This is a genomic window from Bradyrhizobium sp. AZCC 2230, assembly GCF_036924495.1.
In the GTDB taxonomy this organism is placed as follows: Bacteria; Pseudomonadota; Alphaproteobacteria; order Rhizobiales; family Xanthobacteraceae; genus Bradyrhizobium; species Bradyrhizobium rifense.
The window spans coordinates 401,970-415,899 of sequence record NZ_JAZHRS010000001.1; the positions used below are offsets into that span (position 1 = coordinate 401,970).

Here is a 13,930-nt window from a genome sequence, read left to right on the forward strand (position 1 = left end):
AGACTCCCTGGCAATGACGATTTAGATTATGATCATAATATGATGCGGCGCAAAAAATGCAACCGCGCGGGGCATGAGAAATTGTCGTGGTTCGGATGAGAATTGGTCGTTCGAATGGAGGAGGGGGCTACCGCTTCCTGTTCACAAACGCCTGCATCAGGCGCGTCGGCTCGTCGGTCAGAAACGACTCGCCGAACACCTTCACGCTGAGATTCACCGACTCCGTCAGCGGCAGTTCCTCCCATTGCCGCAGCAGTGCCTTCTGCGACCGTAGCGCTTCGGGGCCGCATTCGAGCAGCGCGGTCACGAGATGCCCGATTTCGGCATCCAGGCCGCCGGCCGCGGCGATCTTGTCGATCAGGCCCCAGGCCAGCGCCGTCGGCGCGTCGATATTCTCCGCGGTCATCACCAGCCAACGCGCGCGGGCCCAGCCGATCAGGCGCGGCAGCAGCGCGGCATGTATCACCGAGGGAATGCCGACGCGCACCTCCGGCATGCCGAAATGCGCATCATGCGTGGCGATACGGAAGTCGCAGGCGGCGGCGACTTCGAGACCGCCGCCGAGGCACCAGCCGGGCATGCGGGCGATCACGGGGGCAGGGAACTGGCGCACGGCCTCGCAGAGATCGCGCAGGCGGCTGATGAACGCTTCCGCCGATTTCTGGTCGAGCTTCGCCATCTCCTTGATGTCGGCGCCGCCGATCATGCTCTTCTCGCTCTGGCCGCGCAGCACCACGATTCGGATGCTGCGGTCGGTGGCGAGCTTTTGCAGGCCTTCGCGCACCGCATCGGTCACGGGCGAGCCCAGAATATTCAGCGAGCCGGCATTACAGATCGCGACATGAACGACGCCGCGCGCATCGCGCGTCACGCCGCAATGGTTGTTGAGCATTTCCATCGTGGGATCTCGAGGTTTCGTGGACATGCGCAAGGCGCGCGTCAGGACCACTTCCGGGCCGAAATGGCCGCCTTGTCAAGCGGTGGGGGCGGAGTTGCCAGCACGAAGTCCGCAGCATAGTATGATGATAATAATACAAAGAGGCAACCCATGACCGACCCCACTCAACTCGACCTGTTTTCGCCGGCGCGGCGCCGCGAGCGCGTGGTGGACTGGCAAGTTCCTGCGCCGGTCGCGAAAGTGGCTATGGGATTGTCCGGCATCGACGCCATGCTCGGCATCCGTGATGGCCGGCTGCCGCCGCCGCCCTTCGCAAAATTGATCGGTTTCATCATGGCGGTGGTCGAGCCGGGCCGGATCGTGATGGAACTGGAGCCGCGCGAGGACCTCGAAAATACCATCGGGCTCCTGCATGGGGCGACTGCCGCCGCACTCCTCGACACCGCCATGGGCTGCGCGATTTCGACGCGGCTGGAGCCCGGGCAGGGATCGGTCACCCTCGACCTGAAGATGACCTTCCTGCGTCCGCTCTCGGTCCGTTCGGGGCTGATCTCGGCCGAAGGCAGGATCATCAAGCTGGGGCGCCAGACCAGCTACACCGAAGGCTTTGTGCGCGACGGCAAGGGCGCCCTCGCAGTCCATGCAACTGCAACCTTTTCCATGATTGGCAGCAATTTTACCGGGAATTAATGCGCCGCCGGACCGATATACGTGTTATGAGATGACCTCCGACATCCAATGAGAGCCGCATGCGCTATTCTCGGGAACACAAGCAGGAAACCCACGACCGCATCGTGAAGAAGGCCTCCGTGCGGCTGCGCGAAAAGGGCGCCCACGGCATTGGCGTCGCCGACCTCATGAAGGAGGCGGGACTGACCCATGGCGGCTTCTACGCGCATTTCGATTCCCGCGAGGCGCTGGTGATCGAGGCGTTTGACTACGCCATGGACCGCTCGATGGAACACTGGCGCAAGCAGTCCGACCAGGTCGCGCCCGAGAAGCAACTCGCCCAGATCGTCGAGACCTATCTTTCGACTTTGCATCGGGACAATCCCGGCCATGGCTGCTCGATCCCCGCGCTTGGCGCCGAGATCGCCCGCGAGAGCCCGAAGACGCGAAAAGCCTTTGCCGGCAAGCTCGACGAGATGGTCGAGATGATGACCGATTTCATCCCGAATTTGCCGCGCAAGGCCGCGCGCAAGCAGGCAATTGCGACGCTGGCGACGATGGCCGGAACCATGCTGCTGGCGCGCGTCGCCGGCTCCAGCGAGCTGTCGGACGAGGTGCTGAAGGCGGGCAAGGACAGCGCGCTTGAGGGTGCGAAGCGTGAGCCGAAGGTGACGGCGGCGAAGAAGGCGAAGCAGAACTAGGCGAGATGCCGTAGGGTGGGCAAAGCGAAGCGTGCCCACCGTGCAGCCGTGAGTGTGGAAAGATGGTGGGCACGGCGCTAGGGCGCCTTTGCCCACCCTACGAGAGCGGGACTTCACCGCCCCGCAAACAGCGCCCGCTCGCGTTCCACGATCTCGCCGATGTAATCCGCCACCGCCCGGATCCGCGCGAGATCCTTGCTGTCGGCGTGCATCAGCATCCAGAACGTCCGCGTGATCGAGATCTCCTCTGGCAGCACCGCAACGAGCTGCGGATAGTCGGCCGCCATGAAGTGCGGCAGCACCGCGATGCCGAATCCCGCGAGCGTGGCATTGAGCTGCGCGATCAGATTGGCGCTACGCAAACGGGCGGAAATCCGCGGCGAAACCTGGGGCAAATAGTCGAGCTCGGGCGTGAACAAGAGTTCCTCGATATAGCCAACAAAGCGGTGCTGCGGCAGCACTTCGCGCGAGGTGATTTTCGGGAAGCGGTCGAGATAGCTGGGCGCGGCATAAAGCCCGAGGCGGTAGTCGAGCAGCTTGCGGCCGACGATCCGGCCCTCTTTCGGCATGGTCAGGCTGATCGCGATATCGGCCTCGCGCTTGGAGAGACTGAACAGCCGGGCGGTGGCTACAAGTTGCAAATCGAGGTCCGGATAGCGGTCGGCGAAGGGGGCCAGCCGCGGCGCCAGGAAAGCGGTGCCGAACCCGTCCGGCGCGCCGATCCGCACCGTGCCGGTCAACCGTGCCACGGAGCCACCGACCTGCTCCTGGTTGGCGACGATGGTGGATTCCATCGCCTCGGCGCTGTCGGCGACGCGCTGGCCGGCCTCGGTGAGGAGGTAACCGGTCTTGCGCCGGTCAAACAGCTTGGCCGAGAGGTGCTTCTCCAGCCGGTCGACGCGGCGGATCACCGTGGCGTGGTCAACGCCAAGCTGTTTGGCCGCAGCCGAAACCGAGCCGCCCCGCACGATGGCCAGCACGAAGCGGAAGTCATCCCAGTCGATGTGACATTGATCCAGCATTTTCGCACATCTATGGTGCATTATCTCAGACTTGAATCCTATAAAATGCAGGTCGATAGGATTTGTCAAAGCGATCAGGCCTCAAGGAGAGCATTCCATGCGTTCAATCGGACATTTCATCGGTGGCAAGGAGGTCAAGGGCACCTCGGGCCGCACCGCCGACGTTTTCGAGCCGATGACCGGTGACGTCCAGGCCAAGGTGGCGCTGGCGTCCAAGGCCGAGGTCCGCGCCGCCGTGGAGAACGCCCGTGCCGCGCAGCCGGAATGGGCCGCGACCAACCCGCAGCGGCGCGCCCGCGTCATGACGAAATTCGTCGAGCTGGTGCAGCGCGACTACGACAAGCTTGCCGAGTTGCTCGCGCGCGAGCACGGCAAGACCGTGCCCGACGCCAAGGGCGACATCCAGCGCGGCCTCGAGGTCGCCGAGTTCGCCTGCGGCATCCCGCATCTGATGAAGGGCGAGTACACCGAAGGCGCCGGCCCCGGCATCGACATCTACTCCATGCGCCAGCCGCTCGGCGTCGTCGCCGGCATCACGCCGTTCAACTTCCCGGCGATGATCCCGATGTGGAAATTCGCGCCCGCGATCGCCTGCGGCAACGCGTTCATCCTGAAGCCATCGGAGCGCGATCCCGGCGTGCCGATGATGCTCGCCGAGCTGATGATCGAGGCAGGCCTGCCGGCCGGCATTCTCAATGTCGTCAACGGCGACAAGGAAGCAGTCGACGCCATCCTCGACGATCCCGATATCAAGGCCGTCGGCTTCGTCGGCTCCACGCCGATCGCGCAGTACATCTATGAGCGCGCCGCGCAGACCGGCAAGCGTTGCCAGTGCTTTGGCGGCGCCAAGAACCACGCCATCATCATGCCGGACGCCGACATGGACCAGGCGGTCGACGCGCTGATTGGAGCGGGCTACGGCTCGGCCGGCGAACGCTGCATGGCCGTCTCCGTGGCCGTGCCCGTCGGCAAAACGACGGCCGACCGGCTGATGGACAAGCTGATCCCGCGCGTCGAGAGCCTCAAGATCGGCACCTCGATCGATCCGTCCGCCGATTACGGTCCGCTGGTCACGCGCGAGGCGGTCGAGAAGGTCAAGGGCTACATCGATCTCGGCATCAAGGAAGGCGCGACGCTTGCCGTCGACGGTCGCGGCTTCAAGATGCAGGGCTACGAGAACGGCTTTTATCTCGGTGGTTCGCTGTTCGACAACGTCACCAAGGACATGCGGATCTACAAGGAAGAGATCTTTGGCCCGGTGCTTTCGGTGGTGCGCGCGCACGACTACAAGGAAGCGCTGGCGCTGCCGTCCGAGCATGATTACGGCAACGGCGTTGCGATCTTCACCCGCGACGGTGACGCCGCGCGCGACTTCGCGGCCAAGGTCAATGTCGGCATGGTCGGCATCAACGTGCCGATCCCGGTGCCGATCGCCTACTACACCTTCGGCGGCTGGAAGAAGTCCGGCTTCGGCGATCTCAACCAGCACGGCCCGGACTCGATCCGCTTCTACACCAAGACCAAGACGGTGACTTCGCGCTGGCCGTCCGGCGTCAAGGAAGGTGCGGAATTCTCGATCCCACTGATGAAGTAAGGCTGTAGCCCAGCCCGTCATTGCGAGCGCAGCGAAGCAATCCAGACTTTTTCCTCGGACACACTGGATTGCTTCGTCGCTTCGCTCCTCGCAATGACGAGAACAGTGAGCAGCCCGGCATGCAGTTCGCTCTGAACGAGGATCAGGTCGCGGTTCGCGACATGGCGTTGGCGTTTGCGGCGGAGAAGATCGCGCCGCACGCGCTGCGCTGGGACGAGCAAAAGCATTTCCCCGTCGACGTGATGCGCGAGGCCGCAACCCTCGGCATGGGCGGCATCTACATCCGCGAGGATGTCGGCGGCTCAGCCATGACGCGGTTCGATGCGGCGCTGATTTTTGAGGCGCTGGCGACGGGCTGTCCGACCACCTCGGCCTTCATCTCCATTCACAACATGGCGTCCTGGATGATCGATGCCTATGGCAGCGACACCCAGCGCCACACGTGGTTGCCAAAGCTCTGCACCATGGAGCTGATCGCGAGCTACTGCCTGACCGAGCCGGGCGCCGGCTCCGATGCGGCGGCGCTGCGCACCCGTGCCGTGCGCGCCGGCGACCACTACGTCCTCAACGGCCAGAAGCAGTTCATCTCGGGCGCGGGCGGCACTGATCTGCTGGTCGCGATGGTGCGGACCGGCGGTGACGGCCCGGGCGGCATCTCGACCCTTGTCATCGACGGCAAGACGCCGGGCGTCTCCTTCGGCGCCAACGAGCGCAAGATGGGCTGGAACGCGCAGCCCACCCGCGCCGTGATCTTCGAGAACGCGCGCGTGCCGGTGGCCAACCGGCTGAGCGAAGAGGGCGTCGGCTTCAAGATCGCGATGGCGGGTCTCGACGGCGGCCGCCTCAATATCACGGCTTGCTCGCTCGGCGGCGCGCAGACCGCGCTCGACAAGGCGCGCGCCTACATGAGGGAGCGCAAGGCTTTTGGAAAGCGCCTCGACGAATTCCAGGCGCTGCAATTCAAGCTCGCCGACATGGCGATCGAGCTGGAAGCCGCGCGCACCTTCTTGTGGCGGGCCGCTGCTGCGCTCGACCGGAAAGACCCGGACGCCACCATGCTGTGCGCGATGGCAAAGCGCTTCGGCACCGATGTCGGCTTCGAGGTCGCCAACCAGGCGCTGCAGTTGCACGGCGGCTACGGCTACTTAAGCGAATACGGCATCGAGAAGATCGTGCGCGACCTGCGCGTGCACCAGATCCTCGAAGGTACCAACGAAATCATGCGGCTCATCGTGGCGCGCAAACTGATCGAGGGCGCGCGATGACGGAGGAGGGCGACCTGATCGTTCGCCGCGAGGGCGCGGCGGGCGTGATCCGGCTCAACCGGCCGAAAGCGATCAACGCGATGACGCTCGAGATGTCGATCGGTATCGATGCCGCGCTGGACCGGTTCGAGACCGATCCGGAAGTCGCCGTGATCGTGCTGGAAGGCGCGGGCGAACGCGGGCTCTGCGCCGGCGGCGACATTCGCGGCCTCTGGGAGAGCTCGCGCGAAGGCGGCGATCTCGGCGCGCGGTTCTGGCGCCAGGAATACGTCATGAATGCGCGGATCGCGAAGTATCCGAAGCCGTATGTGGCGTTCATGGATGGACTGGTGATGGGCGGCGGCGTCGGCCTGTCCGGCCATGCCAGCCATCGTGTCGTCACCGATCGCACCAAGCTCGCGATGCCTGAGGTCGGGCTCGGCTTTTTCCCTGATGTTGGCGGCACCTGGCTGCTGTCACATTCGCCCGGCGAGATCGGCACATATTTTGGTTTGACCGGCCAGACTATGAATGGTCCTGATGCCATCCATGCAGAATTTGCGGACGCTGTGGTGCAGGCGGCCAAGTGGCCGGAGCTGCGCGAGGCTCTGACCAAGGTTCGTCAAGGCGTGACCGCAGCCGATGTCAGCAAGCTCATCAACGGTTTCGCGACCGGCGAGGCCGCAGGGCCGGTCGCCGCCAGAGAGCCGATCATCGATGCGCTATTCGGCTTCGATCGCATGGAAGACATTTTTGCGGCGCTCAAGCGCGACGGCTCGGACTTCGCGCTGGCAACGCTGAAGACGCTCAACGAAAAATCGCCGCGCGGCATGGTGGTGACGCTGAAACTGCTGCGGCTCGCGCGTAGCGCGGCGAGCCTGGAAGAGTGCCTGGTGCGCGAATATCGCGCCGCGCTGGAGGTCTTCCGCAGCGACGATTTTCGCGAGGGCGTGCGCGCGGCCGTGATCGACAAGGACCGCAATCCGACCTGGTCGCCGCCGCGGATCGAGGATGTGACGCCGCAGATGCTTGCGCCGTATCTCGCCGAGATCGGCGCCGACGAGCTGAAGTTCGACTAATCAACGAGACGTCTAGCGGAGGAAACGAAGATGGCCACGATCGCATTCATCGGTCTCGGCAATATGGGCGGCCCGATGGCGGCCAATCTGGTCAAGGCCGGCCACAAGGTGGTGGCCTTTGATCTCGCCGAGGCCTCGCGCAATCAGGCCAAGGCGGATGGTGCCAGCATCGGTGAAAGTGCCGCGAGTTCGGTGAAGGGTGCCGATGTCGTCGTCACGATGCTCCCCGCAGGCAAGCACGTGCTCGGCGTCTGGACCGAGGTCGTCCCCGCCATGGCCAAGGGCGCGCTGATCATCGATAGCTCCACCATCGATGTCGAAAGCGCGCGTCAGGCGCATGCGCTCGCCGCCAAGCACGGCGTGCTCTCGGTCGATGCGCCCGTCTCCGGCGGCACCGGTGGCGCCAAGGGTGCGACGCTCACCTTCATGTGCGGCGGCGAGGAGAGTGCGTTTGCGGCGGCAAAACCCGTGCTGGAGAAGATGGGCAAGAAGATCGTGCATTGTGGCGGTGCCGGCGCGGGGCAGGCGGCAAAGATCTGCAACAACATGATCCTCGGCATTTCCATGATCGCGGTCAGCGAGGCCTTCGCGCTCGGTGAGAAGCTCGGCCTCTCGCATCAGGCGCTGTTCGACGTCGCCTCGACCTCGTCGGGCCAGTGCTGGTCGCTCACGACCTATTGCCCGGTTCCGGGCCCGGTGCCGACCTCGCCGGCGAATAATGATTACAAGCCGGGTTTTGCCTCGGCGCTGATGGTGAAGGACCTGACCCTGGCGCAGGACGCCGCGAAGGCCGCCGGCGCCGCGACGCCGCTCGGCCAGCATGCGCAGGAGATCTATCAGGCCTTCGACAAGGCAGGCCAGGGTGGGGTGGATTTTTCCGGAATTATCAAGCACGTTAGGGGGCTAGCCGGGAAAGCTTGATGACGACATTTCAGGAAGCGCGCGCGTTTCTGCTGCACAACCGCACGGATTACGAGACAGCGGTCAGGGATTTCCGCTGGCCCGATCCGGTTCCCTTCAACTGGGCGCTCGACTGGTTCGACGAGCTGGCGAAGGATGCAGAATCCAAGGATCGGCCCGCGCTCTGGATTGTCGATGCTGCGCAGGACAAGCAGACAAAACTGTCCTATGCCGCGCTCTCGAGGCGCTCCAACCAGGTCGCCAACTTTCTCCGCGCGCAGGGCTTGAAGCGCGGCGATCATCTGCTGCTGCTGCTCGGCAATGTCGTGCCGCTGTGGGAGACGATGCTGGCGGCGATGAAGCTCGGCGTCGTCGTGATCCCCGCGACCACGCTGTTGACCGCGGATGAGTTGCGCGATCGGCTCGATCGCGGCAAGGCGAAGGCCGTCGTTGCCGCGCAAGACCAAGTCGCGAAGTTCGCGAGCCTTGGTGCGGAGAACATCGTCCGCATCGTGGTCGGTGCGGCCTCCGACGGTTGGCTTGCCTATGATGACGCGGCGAACGCCTCTGAAAACTTTGCCGCCGACGGCCCGACCAACGCCGACGACCCGATGCTGCTGTATTTCACCTCGGGCACGACGGCAAAACCAAAGCTCGTGCTGCACAGCCAGCGGAGTTACCCGGTCGGCCATCTCTCGACCATGTACTGGATCGGGCTGAAGCCCGGCGACGTCCATCTCAACATCTCGTCGCCCGGCTGGGCCAAGCACGCCTGGAGCTGTTTCTTCGCGCCATTGAATGCTGGCGCGACCGTGTTCGTGGTCAATCAGCCGCGCTTCGATGCGAAGGCGCTGCTCGCCACCATCGGCCGCTGCGGCGTCACCACGCTGTGCGCGCCGCCGACGGTGTGGCGGCTGTTCATTCAGGAGAATCTGGCGTCGTTCAAGGTGAGCTTGCGCGAAGTCTGCGGCGCCGGCGAGCCGCTCAACCCCGAAGTGATCGACCAGGTCCAGGCCGCCTGGGGGCTCACCATCCGCGATGGCTACGGCCAGACCGAGACCACGGCGCTCGCCGGTAACTCGCCGGGGCAAAAGATCAAGGTCGGCTCGATGGGCCGGCCGCTGCCGGGCTATCGCGTGCAGGTCAGCGATGCCGACGGCCATCCGGCCAAGGAGGGTGAGGTGGCGCTGCTGCTGGGCGCTGATCGTCCGGCCGGATTGATGCAGGGCTATCAAGGCGACGACGGCAAGCTCTCTGGCGCCGAAGGCGAGCTCTATCGCAGCGGTGACGTCGTGTTTTCCGATGATGACGGCTATCTCACCTTCGTCGGCCGCTCCGACGACGTGTTCAAATCCTCGGACTATCGCATCAGCCCGTTCGAGCTGGAGAGCGTGTTGCTCGAGCACGAGCTCGTCGCCGAAGCCGCGGTGGTGCCGAGCCCCGATCCGATCCGGCTCGCGATCCCCAAGGCCTTCGTGCTGCTGACCTCGGGCGCGGAGCGAACGCCGGAGACGGCGCTTTCCATCTTCAGGCATCTGCACACGCGGCTTGCGCCGTTCAAGCGCATCCGCCGCCTCGAAATCGTCACCGAACTGCCGAAGACGATCTCTGGCAAAATCCGCCGCGTGCAGCTACGACGGCTCGAACGCGACGACGATCGCGACGATCCGCTGCGCGGCCGGGAATTCCGTGAGGAGGATTTTCCGGAGCTGCCGAAAACAAGAAGTGAGACCTGACGCGACATGAACGAAATCTGGAAGAAGCCGCCGATCACGCTGGAGGCCTATCAGGCCATGGTCGGCAAGGAGATCGGCGTATCGTCCTGGCACCTGATCGATCAGCCCCGAATCGACACCTATGCCGGCGTGACCGAGGATCACCAGTTCATCCATGTCGATCCCGAGAGGGCGAAGGGGGAAACGGCGTTCGGCACCACCATTGCGCACGGCTTCCTGACGATGTCGATGATGTCGGTGATGTCCTACGAAGTGATGCCGGCGATTGCAGGCACCACGATGGGCGTCAATTACGGCTTCGACAAGCTGCGCTTCATCTCGCCGGTGCGCTCGGGCAAGCGCATCCGCGGCCGTTTCGTGCTGGTGGAAGCCAAGCTGCGCAAGCCCAATGAATTGCAGTCCCGCACCAACGCGACGGTGGAGATCGAGGGCGAGGACAAGCCCGCGCTGGTCGCTGACTGGCTCGGCCTGATCTATTTCGCGTAAGTCCGGCCGGACTTGACCCGGCCATCCATCGCTGCTCAAAAGCTGTCAAAATCGCGCTCGGTGCACCCTCTCCCCTTGCGGGAGAGGGTGGCGAAATCGAGCGGAGCGAGATGAAGCCGGGTGAGGGGTCTCTCTCCACACGTTCATCTGCCGAGAGATACCCCTCATCCGGCGCGCTACGCGCGCCACCTTCTCCCGCAAGGGGAGAAGGAAGAAAGGAAGCACAATGGCAATCAGGTTCGACGGACGCGTGGCCATCGTCACCGGCGCGGGCAATGGTCTCGGAAAGGCGCACGCGCTGGGCCTCGCGAGCCGCGGCGCGAAAGTCGTCGTCAACGATTTCGGCGGCGCGCGTGACGGCAGCGGCGGTTCGCTCTCGCCGGCCGAGGCCGTGGTCGAGGAGATCCGCAAGGCCGGCGGCACCGCGATGGCGGATGGCGCGGACGTGTCGAATTTCGAGCAGGTCACCGCCATGGTCGAGCGCGCCACCAAGGAATGGGGCAGCGTCGATCTGATGTGCGCCAACGCCGGCATCCTGCGTGACAAGTCGTTCGGCAAGATGGAAGCGGCCGATTTCCAGAAGGTGCTCGACGTGCATCTCGTCGGCACCTTCTATTGCTGCAAGGCGGTCTGGGCCGGCATGCGCGACCGCAATTACGGCCGCATCGTGCTGACGACCTCGTCCTCCGGCCTCTACGGCAATTTCGGCCAGGCCAATTACGGCGCGGCGAAGTCCGGCATGGTCGGCCTGATGAACGTGCTCGCCGAGGAAGGCCGCAAGACCGACATCCGCGTCAACATCATCTCGCCGACCGCGGCGACCCGCATGACGGAAGAGCTGCTGCCGCCGCAGGCGCTGCAGCTGATGAAGCCGAACGCGATCACGCCCGCCGTCGAGTACATGTTGAGCGAGGACGCGCCCACCCGCACCATCATGGGCGCTGGTGCCGGCTCCTTCGCCGTGATCAAGATTTTAGAGAGCGAGGGCATCAACCTGCCGGAGGCCGACTGGACCCCCGATGCAGTTGCCGCACATTTCGCTGAGATCAGCGACATGTCGAAGGCCAGGGCGCTCACGGGCGCGTTCGAGCAGACGCAGAAATACGTCGCGCAGGCTGCGGCACGGGCGGGGATCAAGCTCTGACTGATGTCGCCGTCATCGGTGCCGGTCCCGCCGGGCTGATGGCGGCGGAGGTGCTGGCGTCTGGCGGCGCCCGCGTCACCGTCTACGACGCCATGCCGTCCGCGGGTCGCAAGTTCCTGATGGCCGGCCGTGGCGGGCTCAATCTCACCCACAGCGAGCCGCTACCGGATTTCCTCGTCCGCTATCGCGAGGCGATGCCGCATCTGCGCGCCGCGGTCGAAGCGTTTCCGCCCGATGCGCTGCGCGAGTGGAGCGCCGCACTCGGACAGCTGACCTTTGTCGGCAGCAGCGGGCGGGTGTTTCCAAAGACGTTCAAGGCCTCGCCCTTGCTGCGCGCCTGGCTCCGGCGGCTCGATGCAGCCGGGGTGCGGTTTGCGTTTCGACATCACTGGACCGGCTGGGACGAGCAGGGACGGCTCCAATTTCAAATGCCCGATGGAGCGCTTGCCATTGCCCCGAGCGCAACGGTGCTCGCGCTCGGCGGCGCGAGCTGGCCGCGGCTGGGCTCAGATGGCGCGTGGGTCGCGTGTCTCGCCGCCAAGGGCGTTGCCGTCTCGAAGCTCCGGCCTGCGAACTCTGGCTTCACGGTCGCATGGTCCGAATTGTTTCGTGATCGCTTCGAAGGCCAGCCGCTCAAGGGCGTGGCGCTGACGGTCGGCGCGCACACGGTGCGCGGCGAAGCCATGATCACCCGCAGCGGCATCGAGGGCGGCGCGATCTATGGGCTGTCGGCAGAGCTGCGCGAAGCGGTGCTGGGGATCGGGCAGGCGACGCTGACGATCGCATTGCGGCCCGACCTCGACACCCACGCGCTGACCACGCGCCTGTCGGGCACGCGCGGCAAGCAGTCGCTCGCGAACTTTCTGCGCAAGGCAGCGCAAGTGTCGCCGGTCGGCATTGGCCTGATGCAGGAAGCGGCCATTGCCTCCGGCCGGCCGCTGGCCTCGTTCTCGCCGGCGGAGCTCGCGCATCTGGTGAATGCGATTCCGGTTCAGCTCACTGGAGTAGCGCCGATCGATCGTGCCATCTCGACCGCGGGCGGGATTGCGTTCGATGAGCTCGACGATCACTTCATGTTGCGCAAACTGCCCGGCGTGTTCGTAGCCGGCGAGATGCTGGACTGGGAGGCGCCGACCGGCGGCTATTTGCTGCAGGCGTCGTTTGCGACGGGAGCTGCTGCGGGGAATGGCGCGCTGCGGTGGCTCGCTAAAACGTAGCTATCGTAGGGTGGGCAAAGGCGCGAAGCGCCGTGCCCACCATCTCTTTGCGCATGCCACGCTGACGGTGGGCACGCTCCGCTTTGCCCACCCTACGGCAGTGTGCCCCTAGCGCAGCTTCCCCCGCGCCGCCACCGGCAGCGTGCCGATGATCTCATCGCCGCGGACCATCACCACCTCGTCCATCATGTTGACGACGACGCAGACGTGGTTCGGCACGATGCGGACGACGTCGCCGACGTTCGGTCGCGTGTTGCTGCGGGACAGGTCGAGGAAGCCGTGCTCCTCGGCGAAGCGCGCGATCTTGGCTTCGGGGTGCTCGAGGATCAAGCCGTGGCCGTCCAGTCCGCCGGTGTCGGTCGTCAGCGTCTTCGAGCCGGCGTCCAGAATGCCGCGCTCGGGTGCGGCGCGGCTCACCACCGTCGAATAGATGTGCAAGGCGCAATCGTCCCAGGTGGCGGAGCCGGCCGCGACCTGCATGCGGTCATTGTAGATGTAGGTGCCGAAGCGGTGCTCGGTGCCGCCTTTGAGCTTGCCGATGTTGACGAGGTTCGGCGTGCCGCCGGTCGAGACGATCCTGGCATCGAGCCCGTGCGCGCGCACGCCGGCCAGTGCCTCGTCAAAGAATTTCTGCGCATCGCCCCAGCCGGTCTCGGTCGGGTAGAGCATGAAGCCGGCAAACTCGAGCCCTTTGGAGGCAGCAATCTCGCGCGCCAGTGCAATGGCTTCCGCAGGCGTCTCGACGCCCGCACGCTTGCGGCCCGTGTCGCACTCGACCACGACCGAGAGCGGACGGCCCGATGCCGCGGCCGCCTTCGGCAGTCCGGCAACGACGGTCGAATTGTCCGCGGCGACCGTCATGTTGGTCTTGGCATTCAGCGCGCCCAGACGCGCCATCTTCTCTTCGCCCAGCAGATTGTAGCTGATCAGGATGTTGTCGATGCCGGCATTGGCCATGATCTCGGCCTCGCCGATCTTCTGGCAGGTGATGCCTTTGGCGCCGGCCGCGACCTGCATCTTCGCAATGGTCGGATTCTTGTGCGTCTTGATATGCGGCCGGTTGGCAACGCCTGCGTCATCGCAAGCCTTCTGGATCCGCGCGATGTTGCGCTCGACCTTGTCCATGTCGATGACGGCGCAGGGCGTGCCGTATTCGCGGGCGATCTTGGCGGCGAGGGGAATGGTCATGGGAGTCTCTTAGTTGGCGCGCATTCTGATCGCAAAACCGGTACCCACTTTT

12 protein-coding genes and 1 pseudogene are annotated in these 13,930 nt (G+C 64.9%); 10 read left to right on the top strand and 3 right to left on the bottom strand.

The features are described from left to right. Positions 1–127: 127 nt before the first annotated feature. Positions 128–898, bottom strand: a complete 771-nt coding sequence (locus tag V1280_RS01920; RefSeq protein WP_334518455.1) for an enoyl-CoA hydratase — start codon at positions 896–898, stop codon at positions 128–130. A gap of 150 nt (positions 899–1,048) precedes the next feature. Here V1280_RS01920 and V1280_RS01925 point away from each other — a divergent pair, with 150 nt between their 5' ends. Continuing rightward, positions 1,049–1,588: a PaaI family thioesterase gene (locus V1280_RS01925; RefSeq protein WP_148771503.1), complete on the top strand. Its 540-nt coding sequence runs from the start codon at positions 1,049–1,051 to the stop codon at positions 1,586–1,588. A gap of 59 nt (positions 1,589–1,647) precedes the next feature. Further along, complete coding sequence (locus V1280_RS01930) at positions 1,648–2,268, top strand: TetR/AcrR family transcriptional regulator (protein ID WP_334518457.1); 621 nt, start codon at positions 1,648–1,650, stop codon at positions 2,266–2,268. 113 nt (positions 2,269–2,381) lie between these two features. On the opposite strand, the gene V1280_RS01935 is transcribed toward V1280_RS01930, so the two are convergent. Further along, positions 2,382–3,290 carry a LysR family transcriptional regulator gene (locus V1280_RS01935; RefSeq protein WP_334518459.1) on the bottom strand — a complete coding sequence of 303 codons (909 nt, stop codon included), beginning with the start codon at positions 3,288–3,290 and terminating at the stop codon, positions 2,382–2,384. 97 nt (positions 3,291–3,387) lie between these two features. Here V1280_RS01935 and V1280_RS01940 point away from each other — a divergent pair, with 97 nt between their 5' ends. The 8 genes and pseudogenes from V1280_RS01940 to V1280_RS01975 all read left to right on the top strand — a co-directional run bounded on the left by V1280_RS01940 (position 3,388) and on the right by V1280_RS01975 (position 12,690). Continuing rightward, the gene (locus V1280_RS01940) at positions 3,388–4,884 is read left to right on the top strand and encodes a CoA-acylating methylmalonate-semialdehyde dehydrogenase (RefSeq protein ID WP_334518461.1); all 1,497 of its coding nucleotides are present in this window, start codon (positions 3,388–3,390) and stop codon (positions 4,882–4,884) included. A gap of 119 nt (positions 4,885–5,003) precedes the next feature. Continuing rightward, entirely contained in the window at positions 5,004–6,149 is a 1,146-nt protein-coding gene (locus tag V1280_RS01945; RefSeq protein ID WP_334518464.1) for an isobutyryl-CoA dehydrogenase, read from the top strand. Next, positions 6,146–7,207 carry an enoyl-CoA hydratase/isomerase family protein gene (locus V1280_RS01950; protein ID WP_334518465.1) on the top strand — a complete coding sequence of 354 codons (1,062 nt, stop codon included), beginning with the start codon at positions 6,146–6,148 and terminating at the stop codon, positions 7,205–7,207. Before V1280_RS01945 ends, V1280_RS01950 begins: the two co-directional genes overlap by 4 nt. Before the next feature lie 24 nt (positions 7,208–7,231). Continuing rightward, positions 7,232–8,128, top strand: a pseudogene (gene mmsB, locus V1280_RS01955) (3-hydroxyisobutyrate dehydrogenase); the annotation flags it as partial. Then, entirely contained in the window at positions 8,128–9,843 is a 1,716-nt protein-coding gene (locus tag V1280_RS01960) for an AMP-binding protein (RefSeq protein WP_334518469.1), read from the top strand. The pseudogene mmsB and the gene V1280_RS01960, both read left to right, overlap by 1 nt. A gap of 6 nt (positions 9,844–9,849) precedes the next feature. Further along, positions 9,850–10,329, top strand: a complete 480-nt coding sequence (locus tag V1280_RS01965; RefSeq protein ID WP_334518471.1) for a MaoC family dehydratase — start codon at positions 9,850–9,852, stop codon at positions 10,327–10,329. A 226-nt stretch (positions 10,330–10,555) separates the two neighbouring features. Next, positions 10,556–11,473, top strand: a complete 918-nt coding sequence (locus tag V1280_RS01970; protein WP_148777760.1) for an SDR family NAD(P)-dependent oxidoreductase — start codon at positions 10,556–10,558, stop codon at positions 11,471–11,473. Then, positions 11,470–12,690 carry an NAD(P)/FAD-dependent oxidoreductase gene (locus V1280_RS01975; RefSeq protein WP_334538120.1) on the top strand — a complete coding sequence of 407 codons (1,221 nt, stop codon included), beginning with the start codon at positions 11,470–11,472 and terminating at the stop codon, positions 12,688–12,690. Before V1280_RS01970 ends, V1280_RS01975 begins: the two co-directional genes overlap by 4 nt. Positions 12,691–12,798: 108 nt before the next feature. Here the strand turns inward: V1280_RS01975 and V1280_RS01980 are convergent, their stop codons facing one another. Further along, entirely contained in the window at positions 12,799–13,878 is a 1,080-nt protein-coding gene (locus V1280_RS01980) for a D-TA family PLP-dependent enzyme (RefSeq protein ID WP_334518475.1), read from the bottom strand. Between the last annotated feature and the right edge of the window lie 52 nt (positions 13,879–13,930).

Bases quoted from the DNA above. Each gene is read 5' to 3' on its own strand.
- V1280_RS01920 (WP_334518455.1), bottom strand. From the start codon at position 898: ATGGAAATGCTCAACAACCATTGCGGCGTGACGCGCGATGCGCGCGGC.
- V1280_RS01925 (WP_148771503.1), top strand. From the start codon at position 1,049: ATGACCGACCCCACTCAACTCGACCTGTTTTCGCCGGCGCGGCGCCGC.
- V1280_RS01930 (WP_334518457.1), top strand. From the start codon at position 1,648: ATGCGCTATTCTCGGGAACACAAGCAGGAAACCCACGACCGCATCGTG.
- V1280_RS01935 (WP_334518459.1), bottom strand. From the start codon at position 3,290: ATGCTGGATCAATGTCACATCGACTGGGATGACTTCCGCTTCGTGCTG.
- V1280_RS01940 (WP_334518461.1), top strand. From the start codon at position 3,388: ATGCGTTCAATCGGACATTTCATCGGTGGCAAGGAGGTCAAGGGCACC.
- V1280_RS01945 (WP_334518464.1), top strand. From the start codon at position 5,004: ATGCAGTTCGCTCTGAACGAGGATCAGGTCGCGGTTCGCGACATGGCG.
- V1280_RS01950 (WP_334518465.1), top strand. From the start codon at position 6,146: ATGACGGAGGAGGGCGACCTGATCGTTCGCCGCGAGGGCGCGGCGGGC.
- V1280_RS01960 (WP_334518469.1), top strand. From the start codon at position 8,128: ATGACGACATTTCAGGAAGCGCGCGCGTTTCTGCTGCACAACCGCACG.
- V1280_RS01965 (WP_334518471.1), top strand. From the start codon at position 9,850: ATGAACGAAATCTGGAAGAAGCCGCCGATCACGCTGGAGGCCTATCAG.
- V1280_RS01970 (WP_148777760.1), top strand. From the start codon at position 10,556: ATGGCAATCAGGTTCGACGGACGCGTGGCCATCGTCACCGGCGCGGGC.
- V1280_RS01980 (WP_334518475.1), bottom strand. From the start codon at position 13,878: ATGACCATTCCCCTCGCCGCCAAGATCGCCCGCGAATACGGCACGCCC.